At 64.8% G+C, this 14,541-nt stretch carries 15 protein-coding genes; 10 read left to right on the top strand and 5 right to left on the bottom strand.

The features are described 5' to 3' along the window. Positions 1-8 precede the first annotated feature (8 nt). The 3 genes from ACTJK4_RS08755 to ACTJK4_RS08745 all read left to right on the top strand — a co-directional run bounded on the left by ACTJK4_RS08755 (position 9) and on the right by ACTJK4_RS08745 (position 2,631). The gene (locus ACTJK4_RS08755) at positions 9-929 is read left to right on the top strand and encodes an ABC transporter permease (RefSeq protein WP_024975208.1); all 921 of its coding nucleotides are present in this window, start codon (positions 9-11) and stop codon (positions 927-929) included. 81 nt (positions 930-1,010) lie between these two features. Next, positions 1,011-2,171: a BMP family ABC transporter substrate-binding protein gene (locus ACTJK4_RS08750; protein WP_232040585.1), complete on the top strand. Its 1,161-nt coding sequence runs from the start codon at positions 1,011-1,013 to the stop codon at positions 2,169-2,171. 163 nt (positions 2,172-2,334) lie between these two features. Beyond that, the gene (locus ACTJK4_RS08745) at positions 2,335-2,631 is read left to right on the top strand and encodes a YkvA family protein (RefSeq protein ID WP_232040586.1); all 297 of its coding nucleotides are present in this window, start codon (positions 2,335-2,337) and stop codon (positions 2,629-2,631) included. A gap of 9 nt (positions 2,632-2,640) precedes the next feature. Here ACTJK4_RS08745 and ACTJK4_RS08740 read toward each other — a convergent pair whose 3' ends face one another. Genes ACTJK4_RS08740 through ACTJK4_RS08725 form a run of 4 tightly spaced genes read right to left on the bottom strand, consistent with a single transcriptional unit; the run spans position 2,641 to position 5,811 of the window. Further along, positions 2,641-3,621 (bottom strand): quinone oxidoreductase family protein, encoded by a 981-nt coding sequence (locus ACTJK4_RS08740; RefSeq protein ID WP_316869894.1) that lies wholly within the window; start codon positions 3,619-3,621, stop codon positions 2,641-2,643. Beyond that, the gene (locus ACTJK4_RS08735) at positions 3,618-4,049 is read right to left on the bottom strand and encodes a methylglyoxal synthase (RefSeq protein WP_232040588.1); all 432 of its coding nucleotides are present in this window, start codon (positions 4,047-4,049) and stop codon (positions 3,618-3,620) included. The genes ACTJK4_RS08740 and ACTJK4_RS08735 overlap by 4 nt, the downstream gene beginning before the upstream one ends. Before the next feature lie 10 nt (positions 4,050-4,059). Further along, complete coding sequence (locus ACTJK4_RS08730) at positions 4,060-4,851, bottom strand: SDR family oxidoreductase (protein ID WP_147214644.1); 792 nt, start codon at positions 4,849-4,851, stop codon at positions 4,060-4,062. 42 nt (positions 4,852-4,893) lie between these two features. Next, complete coding sequence (locus ACTJK4_RS08725; protein ID WP_316869896.1) at positions 4,894-5,811, bottom strand: DMT family transporter; 918 nt, start codon at positions 5,809-5,811, stop codon at positions 4,894-4,896. Positions 5,812-5,995: 184 nt separating this feature from the next. On the opposite strand from ACTJK4_RS08725, the gene ACTJK4_RS08720 reads away from it, so the two are divergent. Both ACTJK4_RS08720 and upp read left to right on the top strand, forming a co-directional pair. Next, entirely contained in the window at positions 5,996-7,474 is a 1,479-nt protein-coding gene (locus ACTJK4_RS08720) for an NCS1 family nucleobase:cation symporter-1 (RefSeq protein ID WP_440076085.1), read from the top strand. A 65-nt stretch (positions 7,475-7,539) separates the two neighbouring features. Beyond that, positions 7,540-8,190, top strand: a complete 651-nt coding sequence (upp, locus tag ACTJK4_RS08715; RefSeq protein WP_232040591.1) for a uracil phosphoribosyltransferase — start codon at positions 7,540-7,542, stop codon at positions 8,188-8,190. A 69-nt stretch (positions 8,191-8,259) separates the two neighbouring features. Here the strand turns inward: upp and ACTJK4_RS08710 are convergent, their stop codons facing one another. Further along, positions 8,260-9,822, bottom strand: coding sequence for a helicase HerA-like C-terminal domain-containing protein (locus tag ACTJK4_RS08710; protein WP_440817513.1), 1,563 nt, complete (start codon positions 9,820-9,822; stop codon positions 8,260-8,262). Between the two features lie 173 nt (positions 9,823-9,995). Between ACTJK4_RS08710 and ACTJK4_RS08705 the strand changes: the two genes are divergently transcribed. The 5 genes from ACTJK4_RS08705 to rsfS all read left to right on the top strand — a co-directional run bounded on the left by ACTJK4_RS08705 (position 9,996) and on the right by rsfS (position 14,529). Next, positions 9,996-10,721, top strand: coding sequence for a YebC/PmpR family DNA-binding transcriptional regulator (locus ACTJK4_RS08705; protein WP_440817511.1), 726 nt, complete (start codon positions 9,996-9,998; stop codon positions 10,719-10,721). A gap of 84 nt (positions 10,722-10,805) precedes the next feature. Beyond that, the gene (gene purD, locus ACTJK4_RS08700) at positions 10,806-12,074 is read left to right on the top strand and encodes a phosphoribosylamine--glycine ligase (protein WP_316878949.1); all 1,269 of its coding nucleotides are present in this window, start codon (positions 10,806-10,808) and stop codon (positions 12,072-12,074) included. A 155-nt stretch (positions 12,075-12,229) separates the two neighbouring features. After that, positions 12,230-13,138: an oxygen-dependent coproporphyrinogen oxidase gene (hemF, locus tag ACTJK4_RS08695; protein ID WP_232040595.1), complete on the top strand. Its 909-nt coding sequence runs from the start codon at positions 12,230-12,232 to the stop codon at positions 13,136-13,138. After that, positions 13,135-13,845, top strand: coding sequence for a nicotinate-nucleotide adenylyltransferase (locus ACTJK4_RS08690; RefSeq protein WP_322017319.1), 711 nt, complete (start codon positions 13,135-13,137; stop codon positions 13,843-13,845). The genes hemF and ACTJK4_RS08690 overlap by 4 nt, the downstream gene beginning before the upstream one ends. 66 nt (positions 13,846-13,911) lie before the next feature. Next, positions 13,912-14,529, top strand: coding sequence for a ribosome silencing factor (gene rsfS, locus ACTJK4_RS08685; RefSeq protein WP_414560845.1), 618 nt, complete (start codon positions 13,912-13,914; stop codon positions 14,527-14,529). Positions 14,530-14,541 lie beyond the last annotated feature (12 nt).

Below are 14,541 nucleotides of genomic sequence, written 5' to 3'. Positions count from 1 at the left end.
CCTCACACATGGAAAGTCTCGCTCCCCTGATCGCCGCGTCGATCAACGCCGGCACCCCGCTGTTGCTGGCCGCCCTGGGCCTCTTGATGAACGAGCGCTCCGGCGTGCTCAATCTCGGCGCCGAAGGGATGATGCTGGTGGCCGCCGTGGTCGGGTTCATGGTCGGTTACCAGACGCAGATTCCGCTGCTGGGTTTTGCAGCCGGCGCGATTGCCGGTATGGTGATGGCAGCCCTCTTCGCGTGGCTGGCGCTGGTGCTCGTCACCAACCAAGTCGCAACAGGCCTCGCCTTGTCGATCTTCGGCACCGGGCTGTCCGCCTTCATGGGGCAGCGCTTTGTCGGCATGTCACTGCCGGCGCAGGCGCACGGCATTCCGGGGCTGGAGTCGATTCCGTTCGTCGGCCCTGCCCTGTTCGCGCACCACTGGATGGTCTATTTCAGCCTGCTGCTGTGCGGCGCGATTGCCTGGTTCCTGTTCAAGACGCGCGCGGGGCTCACGCTGCGCGCGATCGGTGAATCACCGGAGTCGGCTCACGCGCTCGGCTACCCGGTGCGCACCATCCGCTTTGGCGCGCTGCTGTTTGGCGGCGCATGCTGCGGGCTGGCCGGCGCATACCTGTCGCTCGTCTACACGCCAATGTGGGTCGAAAACATGGTCGCCGGCCGCGGCTGGATTGCCCTCGCGCTGACCACCTTTGCAACCTGGCGCCCCATGCGCATCCTGTTCGGCGCGCTGCTGTTCGGCGGTGTGACGATCCTGCAGTTCTACCTGCAGGGGATGGGCGTATCGGTGCCGTCGCAAATTCTGTCGATGGCGCCGTTTGCCGCAACCATCGTCGTGCTGGCCATCATCTCGCGCAATCCGGATTGGATCCGCCTGAACATGCCCGCTTCGCTCGGCAAGCCGTTCCGCCCAGGGGCTGCCTAAACTGCTGCCCAAGGCTTCTGCATTCCCGTCTTTTGCTTCAAGCTTCAACACAGTCAACGAGCCACACAACAGGAGAAATCGATGAACGTTACCCGCAGGATCACGCTGGCCGCCCTGGCCGCCGGTGCTGCCCTGACCCTCTGGGGTTGCGGCAAATCCAACGAAGGCGCAGGCGACAAGACCGCCGCGCCGGCCGCTTCCTCGGCCCCCGCCGCTGCCGCGCCGGCACCGGCCAATGAGCCGCTGAAGGTCGCGTTCGTCTACGTCGGCCCGGTGGGCGATGCGGGCTGGACATACGCTCACGACGCCGGCCGCAAGGAAGTTGAAGCGAAGTTCGGCGACAAGGTGAAGACCAGCTTTGTCGAAAACGTGCCCGAGAGCGCTGCTGACGCCGAGCGCGTGTTCCGCGACCTGGCCACCCAGGGCAACAAGGTCATCTTCGGCACGAGCTTCGGTTTCATGGAATCGATGCTCAAGGTCGCCAAGGAATTCCCGGACGTGAAGTTCGAGCACGCCACCGGTTTCAAGACCGCAGACAACCTCGGCCAGTACGACGTGCGCACGTACGAAGGCGCGTATCTGGCGGGCGTGGTGGCCGGCAAGATGAGCAAGTCGGGCAAGCTGGGCGTGGTGGGTTCGGTGCCCATTCCTGAGGTGATCCGCAATATCGACTCGTTCACGCTGGGCGCGCGTAGCGTCAACCCGAAGGCCACCACCCGCGTGGTGTGGGTCAACAAGTGGTTCGATCCGGGCAAGGAGCGCGAGGCTGCCACTACCCTCATCGGGCAAGGTGTCGACGTGCTGATGCAGAACACCGACTCCGCAGCAGTCGTACAAACTGCACAAGAGAAAGGTGTCTACGCGCTTGGCTGGGACAGCGACATGACCAAGTTCGGCGAGAAGGCCCACCTGGCCGCCTCGATCAACAAATGGGGCGTGTACTACACCAAGGTCGTCGGCGACGTGCTTGAAAACAAGTGGAAGCCGGAAACCGTCTGGTGGGGCCTGAAGGAAGGCGCAATCGATCTGGGCGCGTACAACGCCGTGGTACCGGAAGACGTGAAGGCGCTGGTCGAGACCCGCAAGAAGGGCATCATCGACGGCTCGGCACCGATCTGGAAGGGTCCGCTCAAGGACAACACCGGCAAGGAAGTCCTGCCTGCCGACAAGGTCGCCGACGACGGCTTCCTGCATGGCATCAAGTTCTACGTGGAAGGCGTGGAAGGCAAGATTCCGGGCTAAGTTCTACTCGTTGAGGCAAAAGCCGGCACCTCGCAAGAGGGCCGGCTTTTTTCATGGACGGTGGCGCCTTATCTTGAAAACCGGGCCGTCTCCCCAAGCTGATACGATGGTCCGCCGGTCAAACGCTCTCATGTGACGCCGGCTTTTCATCAAGGAGCCCACGATGTTCGGACGCCTCATCCGCCTGTGGAGCGTGGTGCGCAACGATGCGCGCCTGCTGTGGTTTGCGCTGCGCCATCCGGACAAGCCGTGGTGGCTCGCCCCGGCTGCGCTGCTGCTGGTGGGCTATGTGGTATCGCCAATCGACCTGATTCCGGATGTCATCCCGGTGATCGGGTGGGTGGACGACATCGTGCTGGTACCGTTCGCGTTGCACATGCTGCTGCGCAGCCTGCCCGACCGCGTGCGCGAGGATGCGCGCTTTGCCGCCGCCCGGCGTGTGAAGCCCACCGGGCGGTAACGTCCCACCTTACGGCAAGAGGATCGTCGACCCGGTCGTCTTCCGCGCTTCCAGATCGCGGTGCGCCTGCGCCGCGTTCTGCAGTTCGTAGCGCTGGTGAATTTCGATCTTCACCTTGCCGCTGCTCACTACATCAAACAACTCTGCCGCCATCGGTTCCAGCAGCTCGCGCCGCGCTGTGTAGGTCATCAGCGTCGGGCGCGTGATCTTGAGCGAGCCTTTTGCGCTCAGCACACTGAGGTCAACCGGTGGCACAGGCCCCGATGCGTTGCCGTAGGTCACCATCATCCCGCGCGGTGCGAGGCAATCCAGCGAACCCGTAAACGTGTCTTTGCCAATGCCGTCGTAGACCACCGGCACGCCCTTGCCGCCGGTGATTTCGCGCACGCGTTCGGTAAAGTTCTCGCGCGTGTAGACGATGGTGTGATCGCAGCCGTGCGCGCGGGCAAGTTCAGCCTTCGCATCGCTGCCGACGGTGCCAATCACCGTGGCGCCGAGCGCCTTCAGCCACTGGCACGCAATCAAACCCACACCGCCAGCGGCTGCGTGAAACAGCACCGTATCGCCGGGCTGCACGCGGTAGCTGTCGCGAAGCAGGTACTGCGCGGTCATGCCCTGCAGCATCATCGCGGCGCCGGTTTCAAAGTCGATCGCATCCGGCAGGCGCACGAGGATGTCGGCCGGCATTGTGCGCACCGCAGCGTAGGCGCCGGTGGGGCGACCGGCATAGGCGACGCGGTCGCCGGGCTTGACGTGCGTGACGCCCTCGCCCACCGCTTCCACGACACCCGAAGCTTCCATGCCGATGCCGCCCGGCAGCGGCTGCGGATAGAGCCCGGTGCGGAAATAGACGTCGATGTAGTTCAGGCCGATGGCGTGCTGCTTGATGGTGGCCTCGCCGGGGCCGGGCGCGGGCACGTCGACATCGACGTACTGCATCACTTCCGGACCGCCGGTCTCAAAGATGCGGATGGCTTTCGCTTGCGTCATGCGTGGATCTCCTTCGGATCGGGCGCCACCCGTTGCAGGGCAGACATCACCAGGTCGGCGGTGGCCAGGTTGGTGGCGCAAGGGATGTTGTGGACGTCGCAGGCGCGGACGAGCGCGTTGATATCGGGTTCGTGCGGTTGCGGCGTCATCGGGTCGCGCAGGAAGATGACGGCGTCGACGCGGCCTTCGGCCAACTGCGCGCCAATCTGCAAGTCGCCGCCCCACGGGCCGGACAGCATGCGCTGCACGGTCAGGCCGACTTCTTTCTCCAGGCGGCCACCGGTGGTGCCAGTCGCCAGCAGATCGCATTGCGACAGGAAGGCTCGGTGCGTTTGTGCGAAAGCGACCATGTCGTCTTTCTTGTGATCGTGTGCGATCAGGGCGACGCGGCGTTTGCGGGCTGCGCTTTCGGGCGTAAGAGTGGTCATCGTGATTGGCTTAGAAGGTGCCAGGGAAGCTGCCGCCATCCAGCAGGATGTTTTGCGCATTCAGGTAGCCAGCATGCTGGCTGCACAGGAAGGCACACACGGCGCCAAATTCGGCCGGTTGGCCAAAGCGTCGAGCCGGATTGCCCTGCCGCTTGCGGTCGAAATTCTCTTCTGCGCTGATGCCGGCGGCCTTGGCGCCCGCTTCCAGCGTCTTGGTCAGGCGATCGGTCTCGAACTGGCCCGGCAGCAGATTGTTGATGGTCACGCCGTGCTTGGCGACTTCACGCGCCAGGCCCGCCACGAAGCCCGTCAGCCCGGAGCGCGCGCCGTTGGACAAACCCAGCACGTCGATCGGCGCCTTCACGGCACCGCTGGTGATGTTGACGATGCGGCCCCAGCGGCGCTCGATCATCTTGTCGACGGTGGCTTTGATGAGGTCGATGGGCGTGAGCATGTTGGCGTTGAGCGCGGCATTCCAGGCGTCGCGGTCCCAATCGCGGAAGTTGCCTGGCGGGGGGCCACCTGCGTTGTTGATGAGGATGTCGGGCGAGCCGCCCAGGCGTTCGCACGCGAGTAGCGCCTCAGCGCGGCCTTCCGGCGTGGTGATGTCGGTGGCGACCGCTTCGACGCGCACGCCGTGCGCCGTGCGGATGCGCTCGGCGGCTGCCGACAACGCTTCGGCACCGCGCGCGACGATCACCACGTCCACGCCTTCGGCGGCCAGCGCGTCGGCACACGCAAAGCCCAATCCCTTGCTTGCGCCGCACACCAGCGCCCGCTTGCCTTTCAGCCCCAAGTCCATCCTGTCTGACTCCTTGTGATTGTTATTTCGATTGGCCGCCCGTCAGCCGCGACGGCGTGACAGCAGCGCCATCCCGGAAAGCACCAGCGCGCTGCCGGCAATCTGCCAAATCGTGATCGGCTCGCCCAGCAGCCACCAGCCCAACAGCAGCGTCGACACCGGCCCGATCATGCCCGCCTGCGACGCCACCGGCGCACCCACACGCGCCACCGCCATCATCGTCATCGTGACCGGCGCCACCGTGCAGAACACCGAGTTGATGGCCGACAGCCCATATACCTGCCAGGGCAGCACCAACGCTGAAACCGGCCGCAACACCAGAAACTGGACGATACAGGCCGCGGTCGACACGCACATCGCATAGGCAACCAGCCGCATTGACCCAACACGCTTGACCAGCTCACCGCTGGCCAGCAGATAGATACCGTAGCTGATGGCGCTGGCGAGCACCAACCCGCCGCCCAGCCACACGTTGTTACCGCCCAGGTTCAGGTCGTGCGCGAACACCAGCACGATGCCGGCATAGGCCAGCGCCAGCGACACCCACTGCAAGCCGGTGATGCGCCGCTTGAAAACCGTCGATGTAATCAGCAGCACGAACGACGGCGTCAGAAACAGGATCAGCCGCTCCAGCCCTGCCGTGATGTACTGCAGGCCGAGGAAGTCGAGAAAGCTGGAGAGGTAATAGCCGATGAGCCCCAAGCCGACGATGCGCCAGCGGTCTGGCACGGTGAGCGGCTCGGCCCCGCGCGACTGCCACCACCCCATCGCCATGAACAGCGGCGCGGCCAGCAGCATGCGCAGAGTGATGACCATGACGGCATCCACCTGATAGCGGTACATCAGCTTGGCGACGATGGCCTTGGCGGAAAACAGGACGGCGCCCGCGGAGGCAAGCAGCAGGCCGCCGGTGTCGGTGGTTCTTGCGGAACGGGAAGACGCAGAAGACGCGGTGGTCACAGCGGGGCGCGGGAGAGAAGCGAGCGGCGTTGGAGAGCGTCGTCGATTGTATTGGAATTCAACAAAACGTTCCGGCGCGGGGTGCGCTGCGCGTGGCACAGGTTTCGCTTGGATACGCCCGGGGCCGCCGTACAATCGCGCCTGCATTCCGAAAATCTACAACGACAACGGATCCAACATCGACATGAGCCAAACCACCACTTCCGCGTTCCCTGCGGACACCGCCGGGGCACCCGACCCGACCCTCTGGAACGAAGACCTCAACCCCACCCCGCAGGCTGCCCGCACCTGGACGGCGACCAATTACGCCGCGCTGTGGGTATCGATGGTGGTGTCGGTGCCAGCCTACATGCTGGCGTCGGGCCTGATGAGCGAGGGCATGAATTGGTGGCAGGCCGTGCTGACGGTGTTTCTCGGCAACCTCATCGTGCTCGTGCCGATGGTGCTGGTGGGCCACGCTGGCACCAAGTACGGCATCCCGTTCCCTGTGCTGGTGCGGGCGTCGTTCGGCGTGCGCGGCGCGCAGTTGCCGGCCATCCTGCGGGCCATCGTCGCATGCGGCTGGTTCGGCATCCAGACGTGGCTTGGCAGCCAGGCGATCTACACGATCCTCAACGTCGTCACCGACAACATGCTGGTCGGCAGCAACATTCCGGGGCTGGGCATCAACCCCGGCCAGGGATTCTGCTTCCTGCTGTTCTGGGCGCTGCACATCTGGCTGATCACCAAGGGGCTCGAATCGATCAAGCGCTTCCAGGCGCTGGCCACCCCGTTGCTGATCCTGGCGGCGCTGGGCCTGGTCTGGTGGGCGTATATCAATGCGGGCGGCTTCGGGCCCATGCTGTCTGCGCCGTCGGCGTTTGCGGCGGGCGGCAAGCGCGCCGGCGAGTTCTGGGGCTTCTTCTGGCCGTCGCTCACGGCCATGGTCGGCTACTGGGCCACGCTGGCGCTGAACATTCCCGACTTCACCCGCTTCGCACGCAGCCAGCGTGATCAGCTGGTCGGCCAGGCAATCGGCCTGCCGCTGCCGATGGGGCTGCTGGCGCTGGTGGCCGTTCTGGTCACGTCGTCCACGGTGGTCATCTACGGCCAGGCCATCTGGGATCCGGTCACGCTGGCCGGCAAGATGACGGGCCCGTCGGTCATCGTCGCGCTGCTGGCGCTGATCACCGCCACGCTGATGACGAACATCGCAGCCAACGTGGTCTCGCCGGCGTATGACTTCTCGAACCTGGCACCGCACCGCATCTCGTTCCGCATCGGCGGCTACATCACGGCGGGCATCGGCCTGGCGATGATGCCGTGGAAGATCCTGGAAACGACCAAGGGCTACATCTTCACGTGGCTGGTCGGTTACGGCGCGCTGCTGGGCCCGGTGGCCGGCATCATGATGGTCGATTACTTCCTGGTGCGCCGCACCGTGCTCAAGACCGGCGAGCTATTCCGCGTGGACGGCCCTTACGGTTACGGAAACGGCTGGAACGGCCGCGCCATCGCCGCGCTCGTCATCGGCGTGCTGCCCAATCTGCCGGGCTTCTTCAAGCAGGCCGGGTTCGTCGCAAGCGTCCCGGGCGTGTTCGAAGCGCTGTACACGTATGCATGGTTCGTTGGCCTGGCGATTTCGGCCGTGGTGTATGTGATCCTGATGCGCGGCCGCCGTTGAGCGCCTCCACAATCGGCACGGGGCGCGCCGGTACAATGCGCCCCATCTGAGAATCCCTTGCCGCCATGAAACAAGATCCGCGCTTTCCGAACCTGTTCATCCTCAATCACCCGCTGATCCAGCACAAGCTCACGCACATGCGCGACAAGGACACGTCGACGCGCACGTTCCGCGAGCTCCTGCGCGAGATCACGCTGCTGATGGGCTACGAGATCACGCGCAACCTGCCGCTGACCAGCCGCCACATCGACACGCCAATGGGCCCGATGGAAGCGCCCGTCATCGCCGGGCGCAAGCTGGCCGTGGTGCCGGTGCTGCGCGCGGGCGTCGGCATGAGCGACGGGCTGGTCGAACTGATTCCGTCGGCGCGCATCGGCCACATTGGCGTGTACCGTGATGAGCAACACCGCCCGGTGGAATACCTCGTGCGGCTGCCGGACCTGGAAGACCGCACCTTCATCCTGTGCGATCCGATGGTCGCCACCGGCTACTCGGCCGTCCACGCTGTCGACGTGATGAAGAAGCGCGGCGTGCCCGACGAGAACATCCTGTTCCTCGCGCTGGTGGCGGCGCCCGAAGGTGTGGAGGTGTTCCAGAAGGCGCATCCGAACGTGAAGCTGTTCGTGGCCTCGCTCGATTCGCACCTGGATGACAACGCCTACATCATCCCCGGCCTGGGTGACGCGGGCGACCGCCTCTTCGGCACGAAAAACTGATCGCGCATTCCCAGTGCAAACAAAAACAGCCGGCAATGCCGGCTGTTGTCTTTGGTGCGTCGAATGCGCTCAGCGCTTCTTCGACCCGCCCAGAATGCTGCCCAGCACGCCGCGCACGATTTCGCGCCCGACAGTGGAGCCGATGGTGCGCATCGTCGACTTGGCCAACGTTTCGACAATCGAATCGCCACGGCCGCTGCGGCCCGTACCCTTGGTCAGGATCGAGCCGACATCGCCAAGCCAGCCGCCACTTTCCTGCTGGGCGGGCGCAGGCGCCGGTGCGGGTGCCGAGCCCGTCGATGCACCGAAATCCGTGCCGATGGAACCCGGTGCGGGCGCCGATGCTGGCCCGCCCTTTGCCATACGCCCGCTCAGGATTTCGTACGCCGATTCGCGGTCGATTGCCGCCTCATAGCGGCCGGCCACCAGCGAATTGGCCATCAGCTCGCGGCGCTCTTCGTCCGAGATCGGCCCGATGCGCGATGCAGGCGGCACGACAAACGCGCGCTGCGTGATCTCCGGGCGGCCGCCCTCGTCCAGCATGGAGATCAGCGCCTCGCCCACAGCCAGTTCGCCGATGGCCTCTTCGATGCTGAACTCGGGGTTCGCGCGCATCGTGGTGGCCGCCGCCTTCACGGCTTTCTGATCGCGCGGCGTGAAGGCCCGCAGCGCATGCTGCACGCGGTTGCCGAGCTGGCCGAGCACCGTGTCGGGCACGTCGGCGGGGTTTTGCGTCACGAAGTACACGCCCACGCCCTTGGAGCGGATCAACCGCACCACCTGCTCCACCTTCTGCAGCAGCGACGGCGGCGCGTCATTGAACAGCAGATGTGCTTCGTCGAAGAAGAAGGCGAGCTTGGGCTTGTCCACGTCGCCCACCTCGGGCAGATGCTCGAACAACTCGGAGAGCATCCACAGCAGGAACGTCGCGTACAACTTGGGCGCGTTGAGCAGCTTGTCGGCCGCCAGGATGTTGATCACGCCCTGGCCGCGTACGGTCTGCATCAGGTCATTGATATCGAGCATCGGCTCGCCGAAGAACTGGTCTGCCCCCTGCTCTTCCAGCGCGATCAGGTTGCGCTGAATGGCCCCGATGCTGGCCGACGAGATATTCCCGTACTTGTTCGTGTAGTCCGAAGAATGCTCGCCAACGTGCTGAAGCATCGCGCGCAGGTCTTTCATGTCGAGCAGTGCAAGACCCGAGTCGTCCGCAATCTTGAAGACGAGGTTCAGCACGCCGGTCTGGATGTCGTTCAGCTCCAGCATGCGAGAGAGCATCAGCGGGCCCATGTCGGACACGGTGGCGCGCACAGGGTGGCCACGCTCGCCGTACACATCCCACAACGTGACGGGGCAGCTGGCCCATTGCGGCTCTTCCAGGCCGCGTTCCTGCAGGCGGGCCTTGAGCTTGTCGTTCGGCTGACCGGCTTGCGAAATGCCGGTCAGATCACCTTTTACGTCGGCCAGGAAAACCGGTACGCCGATCTTCGACAGGCCCTGGGCGATCGTTTGCAGGGTGACGGTCTTGCCGGTGCCGGTAGCGCCGGTGATCAAGCCATGCCGGTTGGCGAGCTGGGGCAGCAGCACCAACTCCGCTTTGGCGTTCTTGGCAATCAGGATGGGATCGGTCATGGCGTTTGGACGAGGATCAATCTGGGGGGATGACACACCAGCAAGTCGACCGGATGGACGGGGCGGCGGGCGTGTGCAGCATGCTAAAATCCGCGACCGATTATAGAGCGTGCAGGTGGCGTCAAACCGCCATCTGGGCGCCAGATTCCACTGCATTCCGCTCGGAGAGTTTCATGGCCGGTCATTCCAAATGGGCCAATATCAAGCATAAGAAAGCCGCTGCCGACGCCAAGCGCGGCAAAATTTGGACGCGCCTGATCAAGGAAATCACCGTGGCGGCCCGTCTGGGCGGCGGCGATGCCGACTCCAACCCGCGCCTGCGCCTGGCCATGGACAAGGCCACCGACGCGAACATGCCCAAGGACAACATCAACCGCGCCATCCAGCGCGGTGTGGGTGGTCTGGAAGGCGCGAACTACGAAGAAATCCGCTACGAAGGCTACGGTATCAACGGCGCAGCCGTGATCGTCGACTGCCTCACCGACAACCGCACGCGCACCGTGGCCGAAGTCCGCCACGGGTTCGACAAGTACGGCGGCAACATGGGCACATCGGGCTCCGTCGCGTTCCTGTTCGACCACATCGGTCAGTTCATCTATGCTCCGGGCACGCCGGAAGACAAGCTGATGGACGCCGCGCTCGAAGCCGGCGCCGACGATGTCGTCACCCATGAAGACGGCTCGCTCGAAGTCATCTGCCCGCCCAACGATTTCACCAAGGTCAAGACCGCGCTGGAAGCCGCAGGCTTCAAGGCGGAACTGGCCGAAGTCATCATGAAGCCGCAGACCGAAGTCGAGTTCACCGGCGAAGACGCGGTCAAGATGCAGAAGCTGCTCGACGTCCTGGAAAACCTGGACGACGTGCAGGAAGTCTTCACCAACGCGGTCTTCGGGGAATAAGCCCCGGGACACGCGCATAACGGCGATCGACCTCACGATCGCCGTTTTTGTTTTCCAGATTTCGAATTTTTGAGTAGGTACAGCATGAAAGTGATGGTGGTCGGTTCGGGCGGTCGAGAGCACGCCCTGGCATGGAAGCTGGCACGCTCGCCCAAGGTGCAGGTGGTATACGTGGCCCCCGGCAACGGCGGCACGGCGCTCGACAAGCGCCTGCAGAACCTCCCGATCACGGATCCGGAAGTGCTGGCAGCCTTTGCCGAGCGCGAAGGCATCCACTTCACGGTGGTCGGGCCAGAAGCGCCGCTGGCCGCCGGCATCGTCGACCTGTTCCGCGCCAAGGGCCTGCGCATCTTCGGCCCGACCAAGGCCGCCGCGCAGCTCGAATCGTCGAAGGATTTCGCCAAGGCGTTCATGCACCGCCACGGTATTCCGACCGCCAAGTACCAGACCTTTAGCGATGCTGCGCAGGCACACGCGTACATTGACCAGGAAGGCGCCCCGATCGTCATCAAGGCCGATGGCCTGGCCGCCGGCAAGGGTGTGGTCGTGGCAATGACGGCCGAAGAAGCGCACAACGCCATCGACATGATGCTGGCCGACAACCGTCTGGGTGACGCCGGTGCGCGCGTGGTGATCGAAGAATTCCTCGCCGGCGAAGAAGCCAGCTTCATCGTGGTGTGCGACGGCAAGAACGTCGTGGCACTGGCCACCAGCCAGGACCACAAGCGCCTGCTCGACGGTGACGCCGGCCCCAACACGGGCGGCATGGGTGCCTACTCGCCCGCGCCGGTGGTTACGCCCACACTGCACGCCCGCGCCCTGCGCGAGATCATCCTGCCGACCATCCGCGGCATGGAGAAGGATGGCATTCCGTACACCGGTTTCCTGTATGCCGGCCTGATGATCGACGCAGAAGGCAACCCCAAGACGCTCGAATTCAACTGCCGCATGGGCGATCCGGAAACGCAGCCCATAATGGCGCGCATGAAGACCGACCTGTACGACGTGCTGGACCGCGCCATCGACGGCAAGCTCGACGGCATGGAGCTGGACTGGGACCGCCGCACCGCACTGGGCGTGGTCATGGCCGCACACAACTACCCGGACACGCCGCGCAAGGGCGACGTCATCACCGGCATCCCGAAGGAAACCGAAGACAGCGTCACCTTCCACGCCGGCACCACACTCAAGGACGGCGTGTTGACGACCAACGGCGGCCGCGTACTGTGCGTCGTTGGCCTGGCCGATACCGTCAAGGCGGCCCAGCGTGCGGCGTACAACGCCATCGAGCAGATCCACTTTGACGGCGCACAGTACCGGACCGATATCGGCCATCGCGCCATCCGCCATTGAGCGATAGCCAGCCGCGCTGATGCCCCACCATGGGGCAGGCGCGGCATCCGTCACCCCGGGTGATCCCCGACTTGCCCCGGCTGCGCGCCCGCTACAATGGTGACAACCGTATGACTCGGCCTGACTCGCCCCTTCGAGCGGCCCCTTCTGATCGCATGGATACCCAAGTCGTCCGCGCCTACCTGCTGGACCTGCAGGACCGCATCACCACTGCCGCCAGCGCCCTGGACGGCGGCACGTTCGTCACCGACGCATGGGAGAAGCCGCCCACCGAGCGCCTGCGCGGCAGCGGTCGCACCCGCATTCTGGAAGGCGGCGCGCTCCTTGAGCGCGGCGGCGTCGGTTTTTCGCACGTGATGGGTGACACCCTGCCCCCCTCGGCGACCGCCAACCGGCCAGAATTGGCGGGGCGCGGTTTTGAGGCGATGGGGGTGTCGCTGGTCTTCCACCCGCGCAACCCGTACGTGCCGACGGTGCATATGAATGTGCGCTGCTTCGTCGCCGTGCGCCCCGACGCCGAGCCCGTCTGGTGGTTCGGCGGCGGCATGGATCTCACGCCTTACTACGGTTTCACCGAAGACGCGTCGCATTTCCACCGCACCTGCCAGGGCGCCCTGGCCCCCTACGGCGATGAGCTGTACCCGCGCTTCAAGCAATGGTGCGACGATTATTTCTATCTGAAGCACCGCAAGGAAGCGCGCGGCGTCGGCGGCATCTTCTTCGACGACTTTGCGGAGCTGGGCTTCGAGCGCAGCTTCGAGATGATGCGCTCGGTCGGCGACGCCTTTCTGCCCGCCTGGCTGCCTATCGCCGAACAACGCCACGCCACACCCTACGGTGAGCGCGAACGCGCCTTTCAAGCCTACCGCCGTGGCCGCTATGTCGAGTTCAATCTGGTATTTGACCGTGGCACGCTGTTCGGCCTGCAAAGCGGCGGCCGTGCCGAATCGATTCTGATGTCGATGCCGCCGGTCGCCAACTGGCGCTACGACTGGCAGCCGGAACCGGGTTCGCCGGAGGCCGCGCTGTACACCGATTTCCTGCCGGCGCGCGACTGGGTATGACGCTTCCCACATTCGTGCGCCCCGATCTCGATCGCCCCTATCGACTTGGCTTGCTGGGCGGCACGTTCGACCCGCCGCACGTTGGCCATATCGCCCTGGCCGAACTGTGCATCACCCGCCTCGACCTGGATGAGCTGCTGTGGATTCCCACCGGCGTGTCCTGGCAGAAAGCCTCCGACATCACGCCCGCACCGCTGCGCTTTGCCATGACCGAACTGGCCGCCAAAGCGGTGCAGGGTGGCCGCGCCCGTGTCCATGTGAGCAGCATGGAAGTTGACCGCCATGGCCCCAGCTACACCATCGATACCGTGCGCGAGTTGCGCGGCGTCTACGGCCCGGACACCTCCATGGCGTGGCTCATGGGTGCCGACCAGCTCGTCGGCCTGGACACCTGGCACGGCTGGCAGGACCTGTTCGAATACGTCCACTTGTGTGTCGCCACACGCCCCGGTTTCGACCTTCAGGCGCTGCATGCGCCAGTGCAGCGCGAACTCGATGTGCGCCGGGGCGACACGGCATTGATACAATGCGCACCCGCCGGCCATATGTGGATCGACCAGACCCTGGCCGTCGACCTGTCATCCACGCGCCTGCGCCAGCAGCTTGCCAGCGGCGCGCGCTGCGACGCCGACCTGCCCGCCGGCGTGGCCGACCTGATCCAATCGCATTCGCTGTACCGCCGTGCCAATGGCACGGTCAGTGCCTGACCGCGTGATTGACCACGCGCTTTTTCGACCTTTTTTCTCGCCCTTTAAACGTTCTTCTCACTCAGTATGGATATTCGCAAACTACAACGCGTGATCGTCGACGCGCTCGAAGACGTCAAGGCGCAAGACATCAAGGTCTTCAATACGACCCACCTGACCGAACTGTTCGACCGCACGGTCATCGCCAGCGGCACATCTAACCGCCAGACTAAGGCCCTCGCCGCATCGGTGCGTGACGCCGTCAAGGAAGCCGGCGGCCACGTCATCGCCGTGGAAGGCGAAGACGTGGGCGAATGGGTGCTCGTCGACTGCGGCGACGCCGTGGTCCACATCATGCAGCCGCAACTGCGCCAGTACTACAACCTCGAGGAGATCTGGGGCGACAAGCCGGTGCGCATCGAGCTCGGCGGCACCGGCAAGCGCGGTCTGCCCAAGGCCACCGAAGGTTACGACGACGAGGAAGACGAGCCTGAAGAGGTCACGCCGGCCAAACGCCGCACCACCAAGCCGAAGCTGGCAGGTGAGCGCCCGACCAAGGCCGCAGCACCGGCCAAGAAGGCTCCCGCCAAGACAGCCGCCAAGAAGCCGGCAACCAAGCGCGCAACCGGTACCGGCAAGACCGCCGCAAAAACGGCCACCAAGACGGCAGCCAAGCGCGCTCCGGCCAAAAAGCGCGCAGCGTAACGTCGAGCACGC

The organism is Ralstonia sp. 22111, from assembly GCF_052045895.1.
In the GTDB taxonomy this organism is placed as follows: domain Bacteria; phylum Pseudomonadota; class Gammaproteobacteria; order Burkholderiales; family Burkholderiaceae; genus Ralstonia; species Ralstonia wenshanensis.
This window is presented reverse-complemented; position numbering and strand designations above follow the sequence as displayed.